The sequence below is a fragment of the Plebeiibacterium marinum genome, from assembly GCF_026013615.1.
Lineage (GTDB): Bacteria > Bacteroidota > Bacteroidia > Bacteroidales > Marinilabiliaceae > Saccharicrinis > Saccharicrinis marinus_A.
Window position 1 is genome coordinate 1 of sequence record NZ_JAPDPI010000037.1, and the last position, 25643, is coordinate 25643.

At 36.6% G+C, this 25643-nt stretch carries 24 protein-coding genes and 1 riboswitch; of the genes, 13 read left to right on the top strand and 11 right to left on the bottom strand.

Annotated features, from left to right (window positions below; all coding sequences use genetic code 11):
* Positions 1-799: 799 nt before the first annotated feature.
* From OM074_RS15625 to OM074_RS15650, 6 genes are all read right to left on the bottom strand, one after another.
* Positions 800-2248, bottom strand: coding sequence for a monomeric [FeFe] hydrogenase (locus OM074_RS15625; RefSeq protein ID WP_301201112.1), 1449 nt, complete (start codon positions 2246-2248; stop codon positions 800-802).
* An 18-nt stretch (positions 2249-2266) separates the two neighbouring features.
* Positions 2267-2530, bottom strand: coding sequence for a hypothetical protein (locus OM074_RS15630; RefSeq protein WP_301201113.1), 264 nt, complete (start codon positions 2528-2530; stop codon positions 2267-2269).
* 6 nt (positions 2531-2536) lie between these two features.
* On the bottom strand, positions 2537-3721 hold the full coding sequence (locus tag OM074_RS15635) for a SpoIIE family protein phosphatase (protein ID WP_301201115.1): 1185 nt from the start codon (positions 3719-3721) through the stop codon (positions 2537-2539).
* Complete coding sequence (locus OM074_RS15640; RefSeq protein ID WP_301201117.1) at positions 3714-5447, bottom strand: [Fe-Fe] hydrogenase large subunit C-terminal domain-containing protein; 1734 nt, start codon at positions 5445-5447, stop codon at positions 3714-3716. Before OM074_RS15640 ends, OM074_RS15635 begins: the two co-directional genes overlap by 8 nt.
* Positions 5448-5501: 54 nt before the next feature.
* A complete protein-coding gene (locus OM074_RS15645; protein ID WP_301201119.1) occupies positions 5502-5756 on the bottom strand; it encodes an NAD(P)H-dependent oxidoreductase subunit E in 255 nt (84 codons plus the stop codon).
* A gap of 307 nt (positions 5757-6063) precedes the next feature.
* The gene (locus OM074_RS15650) at positions 6064-7785 is read right to left on the bottom strand and encodes a sigma-54 interaction domain-containing protein (protein ID WP_301201121.1); all 1722 of its coding nucleotides are present in this window, start codon (positions 7783-7785) and stop codon (positions 6064-6066) included.
* Positions 7786-7940: 155 nt separating this feature from the next.
* On the opposite strand from OM074_RS15650, the gene OM074_RS15655 reads away from it, so the two are divergent.
* The 11 genes from OM074_RS15655 (at position 7941) to OM074_RS15705 (ending at position 17701) form a co-directional block, all read left to right on the top strand.
* Entirely contained in the window at positions 7941-8861 is a 921-nt protein-coding gene (locus OM074_RS15655; RefSeq protein ID WP_301201123.1) for a DUF6263 family protein, read from the top strand.
* 3 nt (positions 8862-8864) lie between these two features.
* Complete coding sequence (locus OM074_RS15660; RefSeq protein WP_301201125.1) at positions 8865-9350, top strand: RHS repeat-associated core domain-containing protein; 486 nt, start codon at positions 8865-8867, stop codon at positions 9348-9350.
* Positions 9351-9392: 42 nt separating this feature from the next.
* Positions 9393-9626, top strand: coding sequence for a hypothetical protein (locus OM074_RS15665; protein ID WP_301201127.1), 234 nt, complete (start codon positions 9393-9395; stop codon positions 9624-9626).
* Positions 9607-10050 carry a hypothetical protein gene (locus tag OM074_RS15670; RefSeq protein ID WP_301201129.1) on the top strand — a complete coding sequence of 148 codons (444 nt, stop codon included), beginning with the start codon at positions 9607-9609 and terminating at the stop codon, positions 10048-10050. Before OM074_RS15665 ends, OM074_RS15670 begins: the two co-directional genes overlap by 20 nt.
* Positions 10051-10860: 810 nt before the next feature.
* Entirely contained in the window at positions 10861-11541 is a 681-nt protein-coding gene (locus OM074_RS15675; protein ID WP_301201130.1) for an energy transducer TonB, read from the top strand.
* A 217-nt stretch (positions 11542-11758) separates the two neighbouring features.
* Complete coding sequence (locus OM074_RS15680) at positions 11759-12778, top strand: DUF4837 family protein (protein WP_301201132.1); 1020 nt, start codon at positions 11759-11761, stop codon at positions 12776-12778.
* A 91-nt stretch (positions 12779-12869) separates the two neighbouring features.
* Positions 12870-13898, top strand: coding sequence for a tetratricopeptide repeat protein (locus OM074_RS15685; RefSeq protein ID WP_301201134.1), 1029 nt, complete (start codon positions 12870-12872; stop codon positions 13896-13898).
* 106 nt (positions 13899-14004) lie between these two features.
* Positions 14005-14196 carry a sporulation protein Cse60 gene (locus OM074_RS15690; RefSeq protein WP_301201136.1) on the top strand — a complete coding sequence of 64 codons (192 nt, stop codon included), beginning with the start codon at positions 14005-14007 and terminating at the stop codon, positions 14194-14196.
* Positions 14197-14256: 60 nt separating this feature from the next.
* A riboswitch (cobalamin riboswitch) is annotated at positions 14257-14470 on the top strand.
* A gap of 25 nt (positions 14471-14495) precedes the next feature.
* Positions 14496-15629, top strand: a complete 1134-nt coding sequence (locus OM074_RS15695; RefSeq protein ID WP_301201138.1) for an ABC transporter substrate-binding protein — start codon at positions 14496-14498, stop codon at positions 15627-15629.
* 4 nt (positions 15630-15633) lie between these two features.
* Complete coding sequence (locus OM074_RS15700; protein WP_301201139.1) at positions 15634-16680, top strand: iron chelate uptake ABC transporter family permease subunit; 1047 nt, start codon at positions 15634-15636, stop codon at positions 16678-16680.
* Positions 16673-17701: an ABC transporter ATP-binding protein gene (locus OM074_RS15705; protein WP_301201141.1), complete on the top strand. Its 1029-nt coding sequence runs from the start codon at positions 16673-16675 to the stop codon at positions 17699-17701. Before OM074_RS15700 ends, OM074_RS15705 begins: the two co-directional genes overlap by 8 nt.
* Here OM074_RS15705 and OM074_RS15710 read toward each other — a convergent pair.
* The 5 genes from OM074_RS15710 to OM074_RS15730 all read right to left on the bottom strand — a co-directional run bounded on the left by OM074_RS15710 (position 17695) and on the right by OM074_RS15730 (position 21256).
* Positions 17695-18126 carry an FKBP-type peptidyl-prolyl cis-trans isomerase gene (locus tag OM074_RS15710; RefSeq protein ID WP_301201143.1) on the bottom strand — a complete coding sequence of 144 codons (432 nt, stop codon included), beginning with the start codon at positions 18124-18126 and terminating at the stop codon, positions 17695-17697. The genes OM074_RS15705 and OM074_RS15710 overlap by 7 nt on opposite strands.
* A 50-nt stretch (positions 18127-18176) precedes the next feature.
* On the bottom strand, positions 18177-19217 hold the full coding sequence (locus OM074_RS15715; RefSeq protein ID WP_301201145.1) for an endonuclease/exonuclease/phosphatase family protein: 1041 nt from the start codon (positions 19215-19217) through the stop codon (positions 18177-18179).
* A 222-nt stretch (positions 19218-19439) separates the two neighbouring features.
* The gene (locus OM074_RS15720; protein WP_301201147.1) at positions 19440-19811 is read right to left on the bottom strand and encodes a hypothetical protein; all 372 of its coding nucleotides are present in this window, start codon (positions 19809-19811) and stop codon (positions 19440-19442) included.
* A gap of 199 nt (positions 19812-20010) precedes the next feature.
* On the bottom strand, positions 20011-20856 hold the full coding sequence (gene nadC / locus OM074_RS15725; protein ID WP_301201149.1) for a carboxylating nicotinate-nucleotide diphosphorylase: 846 nt from the start codon (positions 20854-20856) through the stop codon (positions 20011-20013).
* Positions 20849-21256, bottom strand: coding sequence for a DUF4783 domain-containing protein (locus OM074_RS15730; RefSeq protein WP_301201151.1), 408 nt, complete (start codon positions 21254-21256; stop codon positions 20849-20851). Before OM074_RS15730 ends, nadC begins: the two co-directional genes overlap by 8 nt.
* Positions 21257-21431: 175 nt before the next feature.
* Between OM074_RS15730 and rlmH the strand changes: the two genes are divergently transcribed.
* Positions 21432-21905: a 23S rRNA (pseudouridine(1915)-N(3))-methyltransferase RlmH gene (gene rlmH / locus OM074_RS15735; RefSeq protein ID WP_301201153.1), complete on the top strand. Its 474-nt coding sequence runs from the start codon at positions 21432-21434 to the stop codon at positions 21903-21905.
* A gap of 11 nt (positions 21906-21916) precedes the next feature.
* Complete coding sequence (locus tag OM074_RS15740; protein ID WP_301201155.1) at positions 21917-25603, top strand: sensor histidine kinase; 3687 nt, start codon at positions 21917-21919, stop codon at positions 25601-25603.
* Positions 25604-25643: the final 40 nt, after the last annotated feature.

Below are 25643 nucleotides of genomic sequence, written 5' to 3' on the forward strand. Positions count from 1 at the left end.
CCGGATCCGGTCTTTATAAGCTCTTTGTAAATAAGATCGGATCCGTATAATAATATAGCTATTAGCTGATAGGACGGCTGCGCCTTTAGGACGCTTCGCTTTAGCTTAATTGCTTGCTACTACAGCATTTATCTTCAGGAACAACATTTCCCCGGATCCGTTCTTTATAATCATCTCCTTGTAAATAAGATCGGATCCGTATAAATCAGGTCAATAGTCAATAGCCATTAGTTGATAGGACGGCTACGCCTTTAAGACGCTGCGCTGTAGCTTGATTGCTTGTTGCATGGTACTTCCCCCTTGCCTCAGGGCAAAGAGGAAGATTGGTTTTTGTAGGAGAAGGCTGCTCTCCGCTCTCAACCCTCTGCTCTTTGCACTCCGCACTTGCCATTGCTCATTGTCTCAGCGCAAGGGATAGCAGCGGTACCCCACAGCGGTGTTATATACCAATGCTTTGTTGCATATGATTGTGTTGGTTGGTGGTGTAGTTGTATGAATATAATAGTGGTAGCGAGGAGTATTAGCGGATAGCCCGACCCGACCTGGAGTGTTTTGCTGATTAAACAAGGGCTTTGGGGAGGGATGCGCCCTAAAAAAAGAAACAAGCTGCTTAAAAAAATAAACAACTTGTTTCAAACTACTAAATCAAACTATATAGAATTATAATGCTCTTGTGATTGGATACCCATGCCGGATTAAACCAGGCATGGGAGGTTACACCTCTTATAAACCTCACTTTATAAAAAGTGTAACGAGGAAAATATGGTTGATTTAAATTTTAATCCACCAAAGGGGGAAATTATGCATTAACTGTTTCTTTGTTTAGTTCAGCCAGAAATTTTTTCATGGCTATTTCGGCTGCCTTGCTTGTTGCAACAGAGCCAGGGCCGTTGATGCATCCACCTTCGCAACCCATTACTTCAATAAAGTTGTAGTCGGGTGCTTTGGCCGTAAAAGCTTTAAGCAACTTGATGTTTTTCTTTGTCAACCCGTTTACCAGGTATTCTTTAAAAGCATATCCATTGGGGATGCTCTGTTTAATGGCATTGGCCACACCTCCACTCAATGCAAAACCACGGGCTTCGGCCGAAATGGTTGGGTATAGTTCAATTTCGCTGGTTTCAGGGAACTTGATGTTGTAAGCCATAAATATGGTGCTGAGTTCCTCGAATGTTAGTACGTAATCGATGTTTCCTGCTTTTTCTGCTTCGCTGCGTTTTGCCAGGCAAGGCCCAATGAAAACACGCTGTGCATTAGGAAACCTTTCTTTTGCAATTTCAGCTGTATATATCATTGGCGATTTGGTGTGTGACACGTTGGGCTGAATATTTTTGATGTGTTTTTCGCTTAATAGTGTATGTGCCGGACAACAAGATGAGGTAAGGAAAGGTTCGTTTTTCTGAACTGTTTCAATCCACTCTTCTGTTTCGTTTTTAGCTGTGATGTCAGCACCTTCAGCTACTTCTATGATATGTGTAAATCCTATTTCTTTTAATGCGCCCAAAAGGTTTTCGGGTTTGGCCTTAAACTGACTGAAAATTGCCGGGGCAACCATGGCTACCATTTCTTTTTTTGCCTTTAGGTTATAGGTTAGGGGAATAACCTGCGATTTTTCCATAATGGCACCAAAGGGACAGGCAGTCATACATTTTCCACAATATATACATTTGTTGTAGTCGATAACTTCAATACCGTTTTCATCCTTTTTAATGGCGTTTACAGGACAAGCCTCTTCGCAGGGAACCGGAAGGTAAGCAATGGCATGGAATGGACAGGCCTTTTGGCAAAGTCCGCAGTTTACACATTTCTGGTGATCGATGATGGCTTTACCGTTTAATACCCTGATGGCATCTTTAGGGCAGTTTACCTGGCAAGCACGGGCTTCGCATCCCTGGCACAGGTTACTAACCGTGTAGTTTACCTGTACGCATGAGCTACATGCCTCATCGATTACGGTAAGGTGGCTTTCTGGAATCTCCGTTTTTTCAATGGCCTTTAGTGCATATTCTTTTAAAGGAGTAAGTTCGTCCTCTTCATCCTCAACACAGTAACCCATCATGGCCATGGCCTTATACTTAATTACAGCCCGGTCTTTATGCACACAGCACCTGATAGGAGTTTTTGATTTAGGGCGCATTTCCAGAGGTATGCGGTCAATTTTATCAAATAACTCATCATCTTTAAGCAGTTTTATTAAGCGGGTTAATAACTCTCTTTTTGTTTGAATCGCATTGTTAAAATAGGTCATGATATGTTTTGTTGTTATTTATTCAAAATTTACTTGTTCTAAAATCTTTGATTTTAGTTTGTTAATGCTGGCCTGTGTAATCATTTCGTTATTGATCCAGGCGATGGGAGGCTTTTGGGAACGGCACATATCTGTGCATACATCCTGACAAAGTACCCCTTTTATGTTAATGCTGTCGATAATGTCTTCGGGAAGGTGGTTTTTGATTAAATGTAAACCTGAACCTCCTGTGATATAGCAATTGGTGCCACAACATATTTTTACTTCTATTTCTTTTTGCATAAACTGTTATAAATATGTTATGTCGGTTATTTTTAAAAATTTCTTTTCAAGGGTTTCGGTAATTCTTTTTATTACGTTTCTCCTTATTTCAAGCTCAACCGGAAGGTTTGGATCCTGATGGGCATTGTTTATTCTGGTGCCGGATATAAAGTGGATTTCATCACTTTCGAGCATCATTGAAATGATTTGTCCTGAAATTCCGGGTGATACACCCGCGTTAGAATCATATTTCTGGAGTTCTTCAGAAACGCGCGCCAGAGTAATAACTCCTTCTGTAACCAGGTCAATTCCTTTCATGGTTGCACGGGGAGGAAGTCCGGGTGTATAATTAGCCAGATCTATCTCTACCTCGGTATCCAGTTCGCGGGCTACAATTTTAGCTGTTGTGCCCCCGCAAATAATGGTTTTTCCCCTGAACTGATTGATGCTTCTGGCCAAATGTACATCGTTTTCTTTGTGATACGGCGGACCGGAAACAATCAATAATTTCCGAGGCTTTCTGTAATAAAGAACACAACAGGATGCATCGTCTTTTAAAGCTCCTTTGTCAATGTTAATGGCTTTATTCATGATGCTTTGTGCCAGTTGTTTGGCCGAGATTCCGGGCTCTTCGCTTACTGTTTTTTGTATGTGTTTTTTTAGTCCGTTTATTTGTAAGCCAAAGTGCATTTCATCGCTACCCATGCCGCTTTGGGTAATTCCATCGCTCACCAATATAATCCGGTCTTCCTTTTGTAGCGAAAAATTATATTGATATAGTTTATTTCTTTTTGTGTGCAGATGGTTTATTGTTTTTTGCTTTTTAGGGATGTCGATAAATTTTCCGTCCCGTAACACCAAAACCGAAGGGTTATCGTATTCAATAACCTTTACTTCGCCCCGGTAATTAACATCTATAATAGAAAAGGTTGAATAGCTCACTTTTCGAAAGGAATCTTCCGGTAGCGTTTTGGTGATGAACTCAGCTGTGCGCTCAATCGATTCTCCCGCTAATGTAAACTGAAGTGCCATGGTGCTTGTCATGGTAGCCGAAATGTTTGCCTTTGCACCACTTCCCAAACCATCAGACATAACGGCAACAAAACGGTTCTCTTCTTTCACTTTACTGAAAAGAACGGCATCGCCGCAGATGACCTCCCCAGCCTTTGCTTGACAAATATTTTCGGCATCAATAACAAACTTACTATGCATGTGTGCTGGCGTTTGGGGCGTTGTTGTCGGCTTTTTCTTCAGAGTAATCGGTGAGGATAGAGTTGAGTAAAGAATCGGTAAAAGATGCATTTTCGCCCAATAGTGCTGCAATCTTTTGTGCTGTTTCCATATTTTTTTTAATTACAACCCTTGTTCTCTTTTCTATAATATCACTTTTAAATTCTTTGCTTTCAAAATTTTGGATGATGCCGGCTACCAACTTATATTTTTGTATGTTAAAAATGGATAGCTGGAAACTCTTTCCATTTTGTACAATAGGCAATTGGTTGTATTCTTTACCTGTGTGTATGGCAGTAGTAAAATGCTCGGTAAAATAACCCAGTTCGTTTATATGTTTATTTAAGATATTGTTGCTTGCTTCATCCTTATGCCAGGGCTGGTGTCCAAGCATATTGATGCAGCTTTGGTTTATTTCAATAATTTTTAACTGCTGGTCGACCAAAACAACTCCTGAAGGAATTTTTTTGAGCAGGATGGAGGCCTGGTTATAGGCTATTTTCTTTAAATGAGAAACGCACATATTGGGTTCTGCCATTCCGCTTAAAGTTGCAATGGCAAATTCGCGGCATGTATTATACCCGCAACTGCCACAATTAAGCTCATCTTTTGGAGATGTTTTTCCAATATTACTTAAAGCCTCCTGTATGGCTTCATGTTTATATTCAGGTTGCTTGATTGGGGTATAGCCAAAGTAATCGCATTCAATATTTAATAGCGCCAATTCTTTGAATGGCACTTCCGGTTTGTTCGATTTGCTGTTTAAAATCTGAATTTTGTTTTGAACCGGATTGTTTTCGCTATTGCACCCAGGGCCATTTACACAGCCTCCTTCACATAACAATAGTTCCAGAAATACAGGTCCGTCATGTTGAATGGTATCTAAGCGGTTTAATACTCCCTTCACTTCATCAATGCCGGCAAACGATAGCTTTAGCAAATTGTTATTGCTGGAAAAGGTGTTGATCATACCCCCTTCAATTGGGTAAATATTTCCGGAATTGGCCTTGAAGGGAAAAAACTCAACATCCTCACTGTGGTTGCTATTATTTGTACCGGGTTCATTCATCCAGGTTTTAAGTTCGTCAAATGTTATCGCCGTATCAACAAGAGAAGGCCAATTGTCGGCCTCTGCCTTTTTAGCAATGCATGGTCCGATAAAAACTACTTTTGCTTCTTTGTTGAGTTCCTTTTTTAAGCTTTTGGCATGAGCCAGCATGGGTGAAAGGAACGGAGTGATATTTACTATATATTGAGGGTAATATTTTTTAATCAACTCAACAACCCCAGGACAGGCAGAAGATATATATATGCCTTTGTTCCTGGCTTTTAGAAACTGCTCGGTATGCCCGCTTACAATCTGGGCACCCAAAGCAGTTTCTGAAATGTAGTTAAAACCAAGTTTTGTTAATTGGGTAATAAACTCTTCGTCAGAAAAATGGCTGAATTCTGCACGAAAAGATGGGGCTACCGATGCAACAGTAGTAGCTCCTGAATTAATTAATTGTTTTACTCTTGATAAACCATCTCTGATTTGTTTGGCATTGGCCGGACACACAGAAACACAACGGCCACAATAGATGCAAAGCTCATCAATTATCGATGCTTTTTGCTCTGTTATCTTAATTGCTTTTGAAGGACAGTTGCGAATACATTTGTAACAATCCATGCAATCATTTTCAATGGTATATATGGGTTTCGTGTTCATTTCAATTAATGATGGTTAATTGCAAATTTTGGTGTTATAGTTGTTCTTGTTTGATCAGATCAGTTTTTCCATTAGTATTTTTTCTACCTGGAACGGCTGAACTTCTTCAAACGACTCACCATCAATTGTTATAACGGGTCCCCTGTTGCAGTTTTCGTTACATAAGTGCCCCCTGAAATCGAGTGAGGCTGCAATGTTTCTTCCTTCAACAAATTTTTGGATAATCTCGAGATTTTCAGCATTTCCTCGCGTGTAGCATGAACTGCCTAAACAAATCCTGATTACATGTTTTGTGTCTTGTGTTTTCATATGATACCAAATTTATATGATGGTATTACCAAAAGTTGGTTTATGAATAACTATATTTGTGCCAAATCATGTAAGTGGTTGTAGTAGATGTGTGTAGTGATTGTATTCCCGGTGATTCAATATGGGAGTGTCCTAATGTATGACATCTTTAAAGTATTATAAATGTCCTAAAAAAGAACAGTGTTCCAAATTAGAACACTCATGTGGTATAGTAAAGCTTAAGAACTCTCTAATCTCACTTTCCACCTCTCATCTCTTATCTCTTATCTCTCATCTCTCATTTCTCAAGTATCCTCTCTTTTAAAACTTAGGATAAAGGCTTTTCTATACCGTATTTTTTCAATTTCTGATATAGAGTATTTCTTCCAATGCCCAATGTTTTTGCTACTTTCGACATGTTTCCCTTGTGTTTTTTGATGGACATACTGATATGTCTTTTTTCCAAATCCTGCAAAGTCATATCGGGAACGGTATCTGCATCAACCGTATTTTCATTGGAAAAGGAATGTTCTTCTTCTGCTGTTTTAAGTTTATGGAAGCTATCCAACGATATTTTTCCATTAAAGTTAACCAATTGTTCAATGTAGTTTTCTAGTTCACGAACATTGCCTGGCCATTCGTAATCAAGCATTTGTTGTAAACTTGAGTATCCCAGGTGGGGGATGTCTTTGTGGAGTTTAAGGCTCTTCTGGTTTAAAAAGTACCTGATTAATGTGGGGATGTCTCCTTTGCGCTCGCGTAAGGATGGTATATATAAAGGAATAACACTGATACGGTAAAATAAATCCATCCTGAATTTACCTTTGTCAACCTCGTTCTGCAGATTTTTATTGGTTGCGGCAATAATCCTTACGTCAACCGGAATTACTTTGTCGCCACCTACACGGGTAATGCTGCTTTCCTGAATTGCCCTTAATAGTTTCACTTGCATATCGGGCTTCATGTCGCCAATCTCATCCAGAAACAATGTGCCGTTGTTGGCAAGTTCAAATTTTCCCGGGTGCCCTCCTTTTTTTGCTCCTGTAAAGGCGCCATCATCGTATCCAAACAACTCGCTTTCAATAAGGTTTTCGGAAATGGCAGCACAGTTTATGGCCACAAATGAAGCATTTTTTCGGTTGCTGGCATTGTGAATACTTTGTGCAAACACTTCTTTACCAGTGCCGCTTTCTCCCTCAATTAATATGGTTGACGGACTGTTAGAGATTGTTTCGGCATACTCTATGGCCTGGCGCATGATTTTGCTTTTGCCAATAATGTTGTCAAATGTATATCGGGCCTGCATTCCTGTGTACTTGTTTACCAATTGGTAAACTTTTTCTATGGAACGAAAGGCCAAAACAAATCCTATTTCATTGTTGTTCGAGTCTTTTATCGACGAACAGTTTAAATTGAATTTTAACGATTCTTCTGGAGTAACCAGGGTGATTTCTTTGTTTGATATCTCGTTGCCCGAACTTACCATTTTGGCAATACTGTCCCAGTTTGGTATTAGTTTGCTGATGGAATACTCCAGTAGTTCGGTCCTTTTAATATTCAATACCCTGCAGCAATGATCGTTGGCATATATTATTTTTCCGGTACTGTTTGTTGATAATACGGCAAAGTTTACGGCATTCATTATTGCAAAAGTAAACTGCTCGTTTTTGTTAAGCAGATGGTGACTGCTTAAATTATTAGTTGAATGGGTGATGATTGTTTTGATTAAACCAACATAGCTATTTGCCAAAGATGGATTGCCTTCAATTAAAACTCCTATAGTGTATAGCAGGTTAGGAAGGATTGTTAATTCCTGAGATGAAAAATTAATATTATCGTTTTCAATCTGGTTGCTGTTTGGTTGTTCCAGAAAATTAACTGTTGAATATTTTTCATAGATATTGGCAGAGGAAGTTGAGTGACTGGAAATTAGTTTTTTATTGTTGTCGAATAAGTATATGATAGCAGGTTCTGCAATTAAATCTTTTATTTCTAATGAAATACAGTTGTTTATATGTTGTACGATATTTTTAGTGCTTATTCCTGTCATTATATCTGGATTTGTACAAGTACAAATCTAGTGATATTTTATAAGAAGCCTCTTGCAGCGACTAGTAAATAAAAATACTAATGGATTATTGCTTTATACATATTTAAAATTAGTAGCTTCATCAAAAAATATTTACAATATAAACTTCAAAAATTATGAGAAAAATTAAAGTTTTGGCCCTTATGTTAGTATTAGTGGCCTCAGTATCTGCCCAAAAAGTAAAGCTTACTTTAAATTTGAACAAAGGCCAGGAATATAACCAAAATATGGACTCAAAAATTACCATTAGTCAGCAAGTTAGCGGTATGACCATGGATATTGGTATGGATATAAAGGGGGTTATGGCGTTTGTAGTAGATGAGGTTAGTAATGAGGGGTACGACATGTCTGTTAGATATAAAAGCCTGACTATGAAAATGGATTTACCAACGGGAGTAATGGAATATTCTTCAGAAAAGGGTGATCTCAACGATATATTTTCCGGTATTTTAGGTAGTATGGTGAATAAAACTTTTTATATAACCATGTTAAAAAGTGGAAGGATTAAAGAGGTGCGTAATGTTGATGTGTTGTTTGGATCTATGTTTGAAAATTTCCCCAATGTTCCGGAAGCACAATTAAAGCAGATTAAAAAACAGTTAAAAGATGCATATGGGGCAAAAGCTTTAAAAGGAAATATGGAAATGGTTACATCTGTTTTTCCTGAAAAGCCTGTTGCGGTTGGAGATACTTGGAATGTGGATACCGATATGGAGTCTGGCTTTGCTGCAAAAATGAACTCAGTTTACAAATACATGGGTCAGGATGAAGGATGCTATTTGATTGAAGGTAATTCAAAAATTAATACTGTTGACAAAGATGTCTATGTTGAAAATAATGGCATGAAAATGAAATACAACATGAAAGGATCTTTGGTTTCTAAAATTAAAGTAGATAAGAAAACAGGTTGGATTGTGGAAGCAAAAATTGACCAGGAGATGAAAGGAACCACAGAAATTCAAAGCAATGCCCAAATGCCCAACGGAATGTCTATCCCAATGGAAATGAAAAACAAAATGACCGTTACAGGAGAGTAAGGATTGGATTGGTACGATTATGGGGCGCGGTTTTATGATGCTGCTTTGGGGCGTTGGCACGTGATTGATAACAAGGCTGAGAAGTATGCCCCAATTACTCCTTATGCATATGCTGCGAATAATCCAATTCTGTTTATAGATCAAGATGGACGGGAAATTAGGGTTTCATCGGTTCAAAATCAAAAAACAGGAGTTACTACAGTTACTTTTACGATGAATATAAAAGTTAAGAATTCATCAAGTTTGTCTCAAGATCAGACTAAAACACATTCTACTGTAATTAAGAATCAAATTCAAAAAAGTTATAACGGGTTCAGTAAAGAATCGAATAAAAAATTTGAAACAAATGTGAATATTGAATATGACAATAATGCAGGAGAAGGTGATTTTTACATTGAATTCGTAGATAAAGTGAGAGATCCTGAATCAAATGATATTCTAGTGTGTAGTGGTGATACAGATAAAATAAGAGATACTCAATCAAATTGAGCTCAAATATTAGCTCCTGGTCAAAGTCCTGATGCAGATGAAATGTATGAAGCGGCTACTGCAGAAAGCGTTGAAAAAAGAACAGGTGCACATGAAGTTGGACACATGGCTGGTTTATATCATCAAAAATCAAAAGATAGCAGAAATGAAATAAATATTGGTGTAAATAACCTTATGTACGTGTATGGAAACAACGGAAATTCTATTAATATAGAACAGTTAATGGATATGTGGAAACGAGTAAAAGAACAACAAGATGAGAAAGAAGATAAGTAAACGTATTTTATTATTATTATATATTATGCCATTGCTTTTCATTTCGGCTTTAAAATGTTATGGTCAAAAAGTAGAGTATGATATTGAAATACTTTATACAACAGTAGACGAAGGTAAACTGTCTTGTAAGAATGATTCCCTTCCTATGTTTGTAGGAAGTGGATTTAATAATGATACCATTGATATATATATAAATGGAAAAAAACGTTTCAATGAAATTGTAAAAACTAGGAATACAACAGGGCTTGCAAAACACTTATATATATCGGATTATAAAAAAACGGATTATATAGGAATCAGAATTAATCGAGGTCATTTAGTTTATATCGAAACTAATAGAAAGTACTATCAACTTGGAGTTGACTTCGAATTTAGGAATAAAGTAATAGTAACTTTTAATAGAAATCCATTTGACTTTCATTAACAATCTCTCCATAGATGCGAGATTGCATCTCGTACCTTTTGAAATAAAACAACAAAACCCGGCAATGACCGGGTTTTGTTCAATTAAAAACAATAAATAATGAAATGATTACGACGATAAATGGTCATACTGAAAATATAATTGCGATGGGCAAAGAAGAAATAACCCAGTATGCGCGGATCTATGATCTGCGAAATAAGCAAGTTGTAAATCATATAAAAGAGTCACAATTTAAAAAGTTGTGGCTTTTATCTTCATCGGAGAACTTACTTAGTTTCAGAATACGTTTCAGAATATTTTTATCAATCTGCACATCCGTTTTACTAACCAGGTAACCCGGCTGTTTATAAAGCAGCCATGCTTTTATTAAAGGAGGCCTTTGAATTTTGTCATTGAATTATTCGGAATCAGACCCAACAAGTTTTTAAAACCTATCAGGTCTAAGTAAACTTTGCAACTATACTTTATCGCAAATAAGGAACGGCTCTGATTTACACGGTGCTTATATAGATCCGATCCATTCAACTAGCATATTGAGTAGAGTCGAGGCCTCAGATTGTGGCTCTATAAAATAACCTACTTTATGGCTTCCGCTGCTGAACACTGCGATTATGCATGGCATAATTCGCCCCAATGGGCGAAAATGCGCGGTGCTATTTTATTTTAGAACTTAAGTTTGTAGGTTGAAAGTTGCATTAGGTCAGGTTGTTATGGTTTTAGTGGGTGGTTTTGCTATTTTTTGGTATGCAACTTGGCTATAAAATGGTACAGCTGAATATTTCAGTTGTATAACCATTTAAAAATTGAGTTATGAAAGTAAAAAAAACGAAAAAAGCCGACCTGGAAAGCAAAAGGAATATGTTTTTGCAGGTTGGTTTTGTTTTAGCCATTGGGGTGTCGTTGGTTGCTTTCGAATGGAAAACGACCAGTGAACTAGTTAAGTTATCCGATGATGAAAAGTTTATTATTGAGGAATTGGATTTGCCACCTATTACTACGGTGAAAGAACCTGAGCTACCAGAGCCTGTTCCTCCTAAGGTTTCGGTTGATGAGATTATTATTGTTGAGGATAATATCGACATTGATGATGACTTTGATTTTTCATCGGAAGCAAACGAAGAAATTGCCGTAGCATTAAATGATGTTGCACTTGATGATGAAGGATCTGATGAAGCAATTCCTTTTGTGGTGTTGGAACACAAACCTGAATTTCCAGGTGGTGAAAAGGCTTTGTTAAAGTACTTGGCCAAGTCTGTTAATTACCCATATATTGCCAAGGAGAATGGCATAGAGGGTAAAGTATTTTTGAGTTTTGTAATCGGTAAAACCGGTAAGGTCAGAGAAGTTAAAATCCTTCGTGGTGCTGACTCTGCATTAGATAAGGAAGCAGTACGTGTGGTTTCGTCTATGCCGGATTGGAAGCCTGGCAGGCAGCGGGATAAGTTTGTTTCCGTATCTTACCAGGTACCCATAAATTTCAGGTTACAATAGGCTGATATTGTTCGTTGGTAATTTTGTAACGTACAATTATCTGAGCTTTAATATTATTAAAATACTATAATCTAATACGTGTTAATAATTTCCCAAAAATGAATTTTATGATGTAAACAAGTTATTATATCAAACTACCCCGTTTATCCCTTTTTTCGGGGTAGTTGATCGTTTCTTTCTAATTTTTAAATTGTTTAATACCTAAATCCATTCAGACATGATTATTTCAAAAAAATATACTATTTTAATTAGCCGTCAGCTATCCTTTGTTGTGATTTTGATTGTCCAGGTAATGTTTTTTGCTGGTTGTAAAACCCAAAGCAGTTCTAATAAAATAAGGTCAATAGGAGCTCCCGGTGAGTTGCTTGTTGTTATGGATCCTTCTTTAAATACAACCCTGGTAAAAAGTGTTGTTGTTGATTTTGCCACCCAGGAATTCCCTTGTATTCCCCAACCTGAGCCAACTTTCAGATTAACTACTATTTCGCCCAAAAATTTTGAGAGGCATTTTAAATCCTATCGAAATATTCTGATTCTTAAACACAACCTTCTTAATAAGGAATTGATTGATTATAAAACTGATGTGTGGGCAAGTAATCAGCAAATTGTAGAAGTTAAATTTTCAGGTGTAGAAAGCTTTGCAAAACTTTTTGGTGAGAATAGAGATCAGATATTTAACCATTTGTATTATGGTGATATAAAAACGATGACAAATGCCAATAAAAAAGGAGCAGATGCAGCAACAAAACGATATGTGAGCGAAAAGTACCATATTGATATTACTATCCCGCAAGGTTATCGTTTGGTGAAAGATACCCTTGGATTTACATGGTTTAGGGCAGATAAACTGGAAACCATCCAGTCTGTTATATTTCATGAATTTGATTTAGATAGCGTCGGATCCTTAAATGTTAATGATTTGGTTACTCTTAGAAATTATGTGACCCAAAAATATGTTCCGGGGCCTAACTCTGATTCGTATATGATAACAGAAGAGCGGTTGCCTGTTCAAACGCGAAAAATATTAAATAATGAATTGGATATTATTGAAATAAGAGGGTTGTGGAAAGTTGAAGGATATTTTATGGGAGGCCCGTTCGTTAATTATTTTATTAAAGATGAACATCATAATAAACTTATAATGGTTGAAGGTTTTGTATATGCACCCAAAAAACAAAACAAAGCCTTTTATGTGCGTCAGATGGAATCGATTCTTCAATCGTTAAGGTTAAGTTAAAAGTGTGATTCAGAAAGTATTTTGTATGCGAAAAACGGGCGCGTGTAAATAATAATTACTTTCTTTGTTAGGTATTTTTTAGAAACGATTTATGTTGGGAAAGGTATTATTAGGTGTAGTAATTTTTATTGCATCCACAACTATATTAAGAGCGCAGGATAAGGATTTTGAATCCATTATTTCCAGGGGGATTGCCGAATATGACATAGGAAACTACGAAGAGGCCTTAAATTTTTTCAAACAAGCATATAAATATGATAAGCATTCTGATTTGGCCTGTTATGAGTTGGCATTAACTCATTTGGCTTTAAACCAGAATGAAGATGCTGCCGTATTAAGCGGGAAATTGCTGTCGAAAGAAGGGGAGTATAACGAAGATGCTTATCTGATAAATGGATCTGCATGGGAAAACCTGGGGAGGGAGCATCGGGCACGAAAAACCTATAAAGAAGGAATTGGAAAGTATCCATCGAACTATTTGTTGCGATATAACCTTGCGCTGTCATTGTATAATGATAAAGAATATGAAGAGGCGCAGGAATATGCTATAAACGCAGTTGAACTGGCTCCGGATCATGGAAGCAGCCATTTGTTATTGGCGTATATTATGTTTGATAAAGGCGAGCGCGTACAGAGCATGTTGCCATTGTATTATTTTTTGTTGATTGAGCAGGATTCGGAAAGAAGTACAACTGCCTATGATTTATTAAATGCATTGTGGGAACAAGGGGTTCGTGTAAAAGGGCAGCGCGATATAAAATTGGTAAAGGCAGGTTTTCATTATAACGATTTTGGTGCTGCAGAATTGGCCATTAGTTTGATTAAGGCAGGAGAGGATAATGTGGAGTTGGCAGATTTATATGGAGAAGGAAGCTGCTTGATCAGTTTTGCAAAAAACAATAAAACATTGTTTAAAATATTGGGAGAATCCGCTATTGATAAATCCGGGTTTTGGTGGGAGTTTTACGTTAACTTTTTCACTAAACTTGAAAAGAATAATCTGTCAGAGCCTTTTAGTTATTTTATTAGCAATTGTAAATATAATGAAGAAGTACTTTTGTGGCTGTCTGATAACCATAAAGAATTTCAACGCTTTACGACCTGGATGGAAGTGTATTAGTGGAAAATGTTAATTTTTGTACTCCATTTTTGTATCCAAATTTAAGAAGTTACGTACCAAATAGAAGTTTACAATAGTGTTGTACAATTTTAAATCCTAAAAAATTATGTCAAAAATTAAAACAAAGCATTTTCAATATACAGGAGTAGATGATTTTGATAAAGCTATAGACCAGCAAATAAATGATTACTTAAATGAAAAAAGTATAGATTCAGATAATTTAATAGATGTAAAGTATTCTGCGCATTCCAGTCAGGGAGTGAATACTTATTCTGCACTGTTGATTTATCAGGATTAAGTTTTTTGATATTGTTTAAAAAAGGGTTGTGTATATTACTACACAGCCCTTTTTTTATATATTTTTGTCTGCGCTTATGGATTTTAATCAGCTGTATTTAATGTTGGTTATAGGGAATCCTGTTACTCTTTTGAGGAATCAGGAACTGTACCCGCAGCCGTATTCTACCTGATAAAGGTGAGGTCAACACCACTGTTTTTCCAATTCATGTAAGGGAAAATGGGAAGGTGCTCGCAAAGAGAGTCGGAAAACCTGCCATAAGCTTTTTAGTTTCATAAACATTTCGGGAGATAGAAGTTATGATTAAGAATGTTTTGTTTTTGGGAATATTGGGGTTGATTATCTATGGTTGTAATCATCAATCTTCTGCAAAAAAGGATTTAAGCGGGGTACAGCAGCCGGACTCGGTATATGTACCCAAATATGCCAATAGGTTTTCAATAAAGTACTATTCGGACCATAAAATAGTAGAGGTTCTCCATCCCTGGGATTCATTGGCTGCTCCTTTGTCGATGGTTTTGTCGGGAAACGAAGCTTTTTTAAAGCGTAACCCTGATGCCATACGTGTGCCTGTAAAAAGATGGATATCGGTTGCTTCTACCCAAATTTGCTATGCTAATGAATTAGGTGTGCTGGATCAATTGGTAGGAATGGCAGAACCGGAATATGTATCAAATGAAAAAGTTAAAAAGGGCATAGAAAAAAGCTTGATCCGTAATATAGGTACAGCGTATGCCCCGGATATGGAAGTGGTATTGTCACTAAACCCTGATATGATGATGATTTCACCATTCAGGGACGATTATTACGGACCTTTGCGTAATGCCGGGATAAAAGTAGCTACCAATAGTAGTTATCTTGAAAATACCCCCTTGGGAAGAATGGAATGGTTAATGTTTGTGGCTTCTTTTTTTGACCGGGAGGATTTTGCGCTAAAAAAAGTTCAGGAAATTGCAGATAAATATAATGCTATCAAAGAAATTGCTTCTCAGGCAAATGATAAACCAGATGTTTTTACTGGTAAAGTTTATCAAGGTGTTTGGTATGTTCCCGCAGCGCAGAGTTATAAGGCTGTTTTTTTAAAGGACGCCGGAGTGAACTATATATTTAATGACAGGCCGGGTGTAGGATCTCATAATTATGATTTTGAAACGGTATACGAGGCTGCCGGTGATTGTAAGTTCTGGTCTATATTGGTAAATTACCCGGGAACATATAGTTATAGTGCCCTAAAAACTGAAGACACCAGATATGCCGACTTTACTGCCTTTAAGGAAAGAAATGTTATCTTTTCCAATACGAATTCATCGCGGTATTATGAAGAGGGTATCATGTGTCCGGAAGTTATTTTGTCGGATATGGTTAAGATGTATCATCCGGAATTGTTAAAAAACTACGAGCCGGTTTTTTATAAAAGGCTGACAAAAGAATAGGGCTATGCAGGGAGATATTGCAAAGGGAAGAAAGAAAGTTGTATTTGGGGGATTGGTAATTCTCTTGTTGCTGTTGTTGTTGATGAATATATCGTTAGGCTCAGTATATATTCCATTTAAAATGGTGATTAAGTGGATGCTAGGCCTGGGTATTGAAAATGAAATATGGGGCAATATACTCCTTAAGTCGAGGTTGCCTCAATCGCTTACAGCTTTGTTGGCCGGTGCTGCCCTGGCAGTAGGAGGTTTGCAGATGCAAACGTTGTTCAGGAATCCCCTGGCTGGCCCATCAATACTGGGTATCAGTTCTGGTGCGGGATTGGGGGTTGCCGTTGTTGTGTTGGCCTTCGGGATTTTTGGTAGTTTGTCTTCGCTGATAGTTTCGTCATTTGGTATGTTAACGGTTTCGTTTGCAGCTTTTTTAGGTGCCTTCGGGGTGTTGTTTGTGGTGTTGTTCTTAGCACGTAAATTAAGAAATAATGCTATGCTGCTTATTGTGGGGATTATGGTCGGCTATGCATCAAGTGCAATAGTTGGCTTGTTGCAATTTTTTAGTACTAAGGAAGATATTAAAAGTTATGTGGTTTGGGAACTGGGATCGTTTAATAATGTATCGTGGGATAAGCATCTGATCTTTATTCCTTTACTTATTGCGGGTCTTATAGCGTCTTTGTTTTTGATCAAATCACTGAATGTATTGTTGTTGGGTGAGAATTATGCCGCTAACCTGGGTTTAAACATTAAACGTTCACGTCTTGGGATATTGGTTGTTACCGGAATACTTACAGCTACCGTAACTGCTTTTTGCGGGCCTATTGCGTTTTTAGGTCTTGCAGTACCTCATTTATGTAAAGGACTTTTTAAAACTGCAGATCATTCTGTTTTGATTCCTGCAGTAATGATGCTGGGTGCAGCTTTAGCTTTGTTTTGTAATGTTATTGCCAGGTTGCCCGGATTTGACGGAGCACTACCGATAAATGCTGTTACTTCTTTGATTGGAGCTCCTATTGTTGTATCTGTTATTTTAAAGAGAAGAAATCTAAGTGAATAAGAAAATGGGCGTTAGTGATAAAGGTATGATGCAAGTAAAAGGCCTGGCTGTTGGATATGGCAATGGTTCAGTTCCATTGCATTCAAATATTGATATAGAAGTTAACGAAGGGGAATTTATATGCCTGCTTGGTCCCAATGGTGCTGGTAAGTCCACATTAATAAAAACATTGGCGGGATTTCTCAAGCCTATTCAGGGAGATGTTTTTTTTAACGGTTGCTCCTTGAAGCAATTGTCAGAATCGGATAGGTCAAAGTTGGTAAGTGTGGTATTGACTGACAGGCTTCAGGTACCGAATCTTACTGTATTTGAGTTGGTAGCGCTGGGGAGGACTCCTTATACTGGTTTTTTTGGGAAGCTAACCCCAGAAGATGTAGAATTGGTTAATAATGCAATTTCTAGGGTTGGTCTTGCAAATTATAGGCATAAGCCCATAGATAAAATGAGTGATGGGGAAAGGCAAAAGGCTATGATTGCCAAAGCGTTGGTTCAGGAAACGCCTTTTATTATTCTTGATGAGCCCACTGCATTTCTTGATCTTCCTGCCAAGTTGGAAATCATGCAATTGCTCAAAAGGCTTTCCTGTGAGCATGGGAGAGGGATTTTGTTGTCAACTCATGATTTGGAAATGGCATTGCAAATTGCGGATAAAATATGGCTGTTGGCACAGGGAAGGAAATTACAGGTAGGCATTCCTGAAGACTTGGTGTTGTCAAATGATTTTAAATCTTTCTTTGAAAGGGAAGGTGTTGTTTTTGATAACCATTCAGGTTCTTTTAAATACCATAAAATTAGTCATAAGCCAGTTTGTGTTAAGGGGACTGGAGTTGAATGTCAGTGGATTGAAAGAGCTTTATACAGGGTGGGGTATAAGCCGGTAAAAACTGAATGTGATTATAGTGTTGCTGTTGATACGGATAATGCCCATAGCTACTCCTTATTTAAAAAAAATACACTGCTTCTGTCCGGAAACAAGATAGAAGATGTTTTAAATCGGTTGGCACTGGAATATTGTCAGTAAAACTCAACCAAATCCACATCAAAAACAACAACGGCATATGGTCCTATCCTTCCGCCAGAACCTTTTTTGCCCCATCCCAATTCTGGAGGTACATAAAATTTATACCTGCTGCCCACTTTCATCATCAACAAAGCTTCCTGGTATCCTTCGATGGTTTCGTTTAGTTTAAATTCCATGGTGGTGTTTTCCTTGTAGGTATCGTCCAGTATTTTACCGCCAAGAAGCATGGCTCTTTGTTTTACAATTACAATGCTATCCTCTTTGGGAGAAGGACCGTTTCCTTCTTTTATTATTTCATATTGAAGACCTGTTGATGTTTCTATGATGTTGGGCTTTTTTAGGTTCTGGGCTAAAAAATCATCAGATTTCTTTCTGTTTTGACCTGCAGACCCACCTAACTTCTGCTTTTTATTTCCTCTTGCCATGTTTTTACGTATGTTTTAGCATAACTTGCAGCAAATATAGGATTAATATGTTATTCTCTTGCTTTTAAAACCATGTATACAGGTAAGTGGTCGCTATATCCGTTCAGATACGTTTTTCCTCCATATGTTCTATGCAAATTGCCTTTAAATTTACCATTCTGTTGAATTAAAAATGGTTTGTTAAATATTCCAGCTGTGTCCATTTGGAGACCTTTGCCTTTGTTTTTACAAAGAGATTCAGATATAATAATTTGGTCAAACAAATCCCATCCGCCGCGGTAATAAAGAGTCCCCATTCCTTGTTTGTAAGTTTTAGCTAAAGGATTATAAAGCTCGTAGTGACTGGAAAAATTGCAATTAGCTTGAGCATTGAGGAAGGTAATAATTGATTGGTCGTTAGGATTGTCGTTAAAATCGCCCATAGTTAATATTTTTGCTTTGGCATTAATACGCAACAATGAATCAATTATACTTCTATTTAAGCTAGCTGCTGCTTTCCTGTGTGGAATGCTGCGTTGCTTTCCTCCATATCGGCTGGGCCAATGATTTACAATTATATGAATAGTGTCTTTTTTTAGGATACCTGTTACCAGCAGTTGATCTCTGGTGTGGATCCTGTTTCCGGAATCTGCATCGTAAATATTGAGCGGATGCCATGAGCTGCATATTTCCTTGAAAGCCGTTTTTTTATATAATAAAGCCACATCAATACCTCTTTTGTCCGGAGAGTCCTTGTGTATGATTTCAAAATTGAATTTTTTCAAGGGAGTTGTTTTAATTAAATCATGAATAACTTGTCTGTTTTCAACTTCACAGAGCCCTATTATGTCAGGGGCATTTAATTCAATATCTTCACCTATTTGAGCAATTACCTTGCTCATATTATTTATTTTTGATGTATACTTTTGGGTATCCCATTTTTTTGATCCTTCAGGAGTAAATTCTCCATCCCATATACCTGGATCATTGATAGTGTCAAATAAGTTCTCCAGGTTATAAAATGCTACTAAATGTTTTTGTTCAGGTAGAGTGGTGCATTGGTAAAATGAAAATACCAGAATAATGAAAGTGTAGACTTGAATGGATTTCATCTATTTAACAAATTATTAGTAATGTTTGGCAAGTTACGATTTTTTTTAAAGACGACAATTTCTTTTAGATTTGTTGATGTTTTACTCATGTTAGGTTCACTTTAGGCATAGGTATGTTAATGTGGTTTTTAATGTTGAATAGACCAATTAGTCAGCAAGGAAAAATGCACTTTCTTGCAAAAATTAAATTGGTAATAAGCTTATGTTTACCCTTAAATTACATCATATCCCTATTTCTTTAATGATGTCTCTGATTCTGTCAAGATGGATATCCAGCAATTGATAATTTTTCTTTCTTAAATCCAGATGATCGGTATAATATTCGTGCTCTTCTGTAATCGGAAAGTCTTTGTTGTAAAATTTGAGTTCCTGTTCTTTTACATCAATCCGGCTTTTTAATCTGGTTAGGTTTTCTTTGTGTTCTTCAAGAGCAATAAGTTCAATGGAGTTAAGTGAATCTTTTTTTCTTTCAGCAGGGAGGTTTTGGTTATGGTGAATCATTAAATCCACTTCTGTGATAAATAGATCCAGTCTTTTTTTCCAAAGTTTATGCTCAAGTTCAATTTCCATTAGATGAATAGTCCCGTTTTTCATTTTTATGGTTTTTAGTTTTAATGTGTTACCATATTAAATTTAAGAAATTGTAGTCTAAAAATCCATATTTTTGTTAGTGTTTTATTACTCTGAGCAAGGTACTATTGTTTGTTGGTTATTCTGTTGATTATGATGGGGATATGAAAAAAGCCAAAGAAAAATCTCTGGCTTATGGTATATTTAGTAGTGTTTTTTTTGTTTAGATGGCTTTTAGGCTGAGATCCATGCTTTTGATGTGATGGGTAAGTGCTCCTACAGAAATATAGTCAACCCCACATTCGGCATAAGATCTTAAAGTTTCAAGGGTGATGCCTCCAGATGATTCTGTTTCGTATTTACCATCAATTAATTCAACCGCCTTTTTTGTTTCCGCCGGAGAAAAATTATCCAGCATGATTCTGTGGATATTTCCAACCCGCAAAACTTCATTGAGTTCATCAAAGTTTCTTACTTCAACCTCAATCTTTAAGTCTTTGTTTTTTTCTTTCAGGTATTTATGAACAGAATGAATTGCTTTTTCAATCCCTCCGGCAAAATCAATATGATTGTCTTTGAGCATTATCATATCGTAAAGACCTATTCTATGATTTACACCACCTCCAATTTTTACTGCCAGCTTTTCAATTTCTCTTAAACCGGGTGTAGTTTTTCGAGTATCCAATACGCGTGTGTGCAATCCTTCAAGTCTCTTTACATATATATTAGTGCGTGTTGCAATACCGCTCATGCGCTGCATAATATTTAAAACAAGTCTTTCAGCTTTTAAAAGGTCCAAAACTTTGCCTTCTACAGTAAATACAATATCTCCTGTCTTTACTTCGGTTCCGTCTTCTATAAACCTTTCTATTTTTATTTGCGGATCAAACTTTTTAAAAACTCTTTCTGCAATTTCTACACCAGCTATAATTCCATTTTCTTTTACCAGTAGTTGTGCTTTGCCTGTAGCGCTGGCCGGTATACATGAGAGGGAAGAATGGTCTCCATCGCCAACGTCTTCCCTGATGGCATTGTCTATTAACGCATTTAGTGTTGTTTCGTTAATCATCTTCTTTTTCTATTCTTAATTGATGGATATAAGTTTTATCATCTTTGTTTTTAGTCAAGAAATAAAACCGATATGTACTTTTATTACTCTGATATTTACCAATTGCAAATGCAGAATTTTGTCGCTTTCCCTGATGGATAACTTTAAAGCTGATTGTAGGATTGTGCTTGAAGAAATCTTCCAAAATCAGTTTAGCTTGCGAATTACTGAATACTCCTGATTTTTGAGGTAATACCAATTCTATTTTTCCATTAAAATAATTTGATAGTTCCTGAGCATTTGCATTTCGGGTAGCTTCAATAATATTATTAGGTAATTGGGCATTCATCGATGCCAAACATCCTCCAAAAACAAATATTAAAAAAAGCAACCAATGTTTTCTTGATCCTGAACTTTTCATTTTTCATTTTTTTGTGAAACAAAAATAATAGTTTACAAATACCAAACCATTTATTTTAGGTATGATTCGTGGTATTTTAATAAAACTCTCCCAATAATGCATTTTATACGTAGCTAAATTAAATTGGTTTTAATATTTTATATTTTTGAGTTTTTATAGTACATATATAGATTTTATGAAAGTTATATTGATTTTGATAGGTAAAACGGATGAAAAATACCTGGAAACGGGAATTGCAAAATATTTTGATAGGTTAAAACATTATATACCCTTTGAAATCAACATTATTCCAGATATAAAAAACACGAAAAATATGTCAGAAATCCAGCAAAAGGAAAAGGAGGGGGATTTGATTCTGCAACATATTCAACCAGGTGATGAGTTGGTGTTGCTTGATGAAGGTGGCAAAATGATGTCATCAAGGGGATTTGCAGGTTTTATGGAACAGAAATTGTTGAGGGGCTTGAAGCGATTGGTTTTTGTGGTAGGAGGCCCCTATGGGTTTTCGGATAAGGTTTATGAAAAAAGTAATGGTAAGATTTCCTTGTCTAAAATGACTTTTTCGCATCAAATGGTTCGCTTAATTTTTACGGAACAATTATACAGGGCCATGACAATTTTGAAAAATCAACCATATCATCATGATTAGAACTTTCTTTTATGCGTAAACGGTTACTAACTACACTTTTTTCATGGCAGATAATTCTTTTTGTTGCCTCTTTGTTTATTGCCACATTGTTTTCGTGGGCGTATTATAATTTTAACGACCATTCGTTTAGTGCCTTACGTTTTCAAAATGTTCTTCATCAGCAAATTATTGAATCACGGCAATTTGTTATGGAATTTAATAAACACCTGGAGGAGGGGGATGAATGGAAGGCAGTGGATACCACTATGTATTCACAACCTGAAGGAATTGAAGTGTTGGTGTATAAGGGGGATTCGTTGTGTTGCTGGACCAACCAGGTATTACCTTATAAAAATGAGGATGCTAAGTTGTTGGAGAAACGTGTGACAAAATTAGCCAACACGTGGTATCTGATAGAAAAAAATCAATATAAAGAATGGAGTGTTTATTCATTAATAGGAATCAAAACCGAATACTCATTTAACAATGCCTTTTTAAAGGAACAGTTTTCAATAGATATCCCAGTTGCCTATTGTAAAGATATATCAGTTGATTCTCATGAAAAAGGAGAAGCTGTGTATGATATGGATGGCAATTATTTATTTACTGCTATAGATTGTGAACATATAAACCCGACATATGCTAACTGGGGTGCCTTGTTTGTTTTGATTTCTATACTGTTATATATTCAGGTTTTAATATTAGTACTTAAAAAGCAACGACGCATTCTGTATAACAATTTGCTCTTTATTGCGAGCATTTTTATTAGTGGAATACTATATTGGTTGCATATATGTTTCCATTATCCTGGTTTTATTTTTGATACCTCTTTGTTTTCGCCAGTATATTTTGGGGCAACAGATGTATTTCCTAACCTCGGGAGTGTCTTGTTTTTTTCGACTCTCACATTTTCACATTCATTTATTTTTTATAAGTATGTATTGATACCTTCTTTTTTATCAGAGCTGAATAACAGAAAGTTCTATAGAAATATGCTTGTAGGGATTACTGTGGCTTTGTCTTTTGGTTTTTGGCATATGCAAAACCATATTGTTACCATGTTAGTTTCGCACTCTTTATCTGCACCGATTTTATTTAAGGTTTCCGATATTCAGTTTTTTGATATTGTACGGTTTTTTATTATTACACTATTGTGGTTGTCTGCTGTTTTTGTTGTAGAAAAGCTTTTGGTAGTATATTTAAAACAGCTTAGTAAAAAACTGTTGTCATTCATCGTGTTGGTTGTAGTGTTGGTTTTAGCGCTTTATAGTTTTAGCCTTATATTCTGGGTGTCATCATTAATGTTTTTGGTTGTTACCATAATGCTTATCTGGGTAACCAGGCGCAAAAATTTTCATGCATATTCTACATTTATATGGTTTGTTGCGGTTTTTTCTGTATTTGCTGTTTATTCATTCTACTTTCATAATTTTAATAAAGAGAGAGAAGAAAGGCAATTGTTGGTTGAAAATCTATCCTTTAGGCTTTTGCAGGAAGAAGATCCGTTGACGGAGTTGATGCTTAAAGAAATCGAAACTAGCATAGCTTCCGATTCATTGATTAAAGAAGAGATTGTAAAAAAAGAGATTGATGTAAATGCGATTGTCAGGTATTTAAAGTCAAGCTATTTTAAAGGGTATCTTGAAAGGTATGAATTGCAGGTTATTCCATGTTGGCCTGGTGGAGATGTGTTTTTGAGTGGTGATGAAAGCAAGTGTAATTGCTATGATTATTTTGGGAAGATGTTAGAAGATGACGGAACCCAGGTTTTGGGTAGCCGGTATTTTTATTTTCTGAAAAATCAGGCTGATTTAATGACTTATTTTGGAGTGTTCCGTTTTTTTGAGGGGGATCGGGATAGGGAAATCCGTTTGTATGTTGAAATGGTGTCAAAACCTTTTTTTGAAGGACCTGGTTATCCTGAATTGCTACTGTCTGAAAGGGAGAGTAAGTTAAGAGAACCCCTGGCCAATTATTCTTACGCTAAATATGTTAAAGGGCAGCTGGCTAAGGTTGTAGGAGATTTTGCTTATCCTATACAGCTAGATAGGTTGTCTTCCAAAATAAAAGATTTTCGTTTTTTTACATATGAAGAATTTTCACATGTTGCCTATGAAGCACAAGAAGGTATTGTTGTTGTGCTATCATTGCCCGTGGTAAGTTTTTCTATGATTTTAGTGGCCTATTCCATATTCTTTGTCGCCTTTTTCTTATTTGGATCAATTATGATTCTGTTGACCAGATTGAAAAAAGGCCGGTTAATGTATGATTTTACGGTTCAGGAGCGAATCCAGATTGCTTTCATCGGGTTAATGATGGCATTGCTGGTTGTTATTGCGAGCGGTTCTGTTTGGCAGACCATGAGACGTTTTGAGGTAAAAAATAATCAAATATTGTCAGAAAAAATTAAATCGGTATTAATGGAACTGGAACACAAAATTGGCCAGGAAGATGAATTATTACCGGAAATGCAGGAGTACCTGGAGTATTTGTTGAAAAAGTTCTCCAGCGTGTTTTATACCGACCTTAACTTGTATGGAACGGATGGCAGGCTTATAGCCACATCCCGCCCTGAACTTTTTGATAAAGGATTATCGGGACATTTAATGAATAGCAGGGGATATATTGAAATAAACCGCAAATCTGAAATTGAATTTATTCACCAGGAATCAATAGGGAGCCTTAAATATTTATCTGCTTATGTGCCTTTTATTAATCATGATAAAAGAGTGTTGGCTTATTTAAATATGCCGTATTTCGTGGGGACGAGTGAATTGAGGGATGAAATTTCTTCTTTGGTAATGGGGATTGTTAACTTCTACCTTATCTTTTTGATCTTTGTTATTGGTCTCACCGTAGTGGTTTCGCGCAGGATAACACATCCTTTAAAGGTTGTTCAGTCAAAGATGGGGAAGTTGAGTTTGGGTAAAAGGAATGAAAAAATTGAATACAAAGGCAGGGATGAAATTGGTCAGCTGGTTTTGGAATATAACAGGATGGTTGATGAACTTGCCGAAAGTGCTGAGAAACTTGCACGCGGTGAAAGAGAAATGGCCTGGAGGGAAATGGCGCGGCAAATTGCCCATGAAATTAAAAACCCACTAACGCCTATGAAATTAAGTATTCAATATTTAGAAAGGGCCCATAAAGATAATACCCCTGATTTTGATGTAAAGTTACGTAAGGTATCCGCAACCCTGGTTGATCAGATAGATAAATTATCTTCTATTGCTTCTGAGTTTTCAAATTTTGCCAAAATGCCGGTGGCAAAAAGAAAGAAGGTGGATATCATTGAAATTTTATTGCAATGTGTTTCACTTTTTGATAAATCGCGCAATGTTGATATTGTTGTGAACAAGGGAGATTTGAAGAAGTTTTGGATTTGTGCTGATGCCGAACAAATGGATAGTGTTTTTAATAATTTGTTGCAAAATGCGGTTCAGTCTATCCCTTCAAAAAGAAACGGGTCAATAGAGGTAAGTGTTGAATATGATATAAAAAGCATTACTATTGCTATTAAGGATAATGGCTTGGGAATTACCGAGGAGGTTCAGGCTAAACTGTTCTCACCTAATTTTACTACCAAAAGTTCAGGTATGGGACTAGGCCTGGCAATTGTGAAGAACATTGTGGTAAATAGTAAGGGTAAAATATGGTTTGAGACGGAGTTGGATAAGGGGTCAGTGTTTTTTGTACAATTTCCCAGGTATGTAGATTGATAAAAAGTCTGGAGCCGGTGTTGCTGTAAGTCGCTACTTT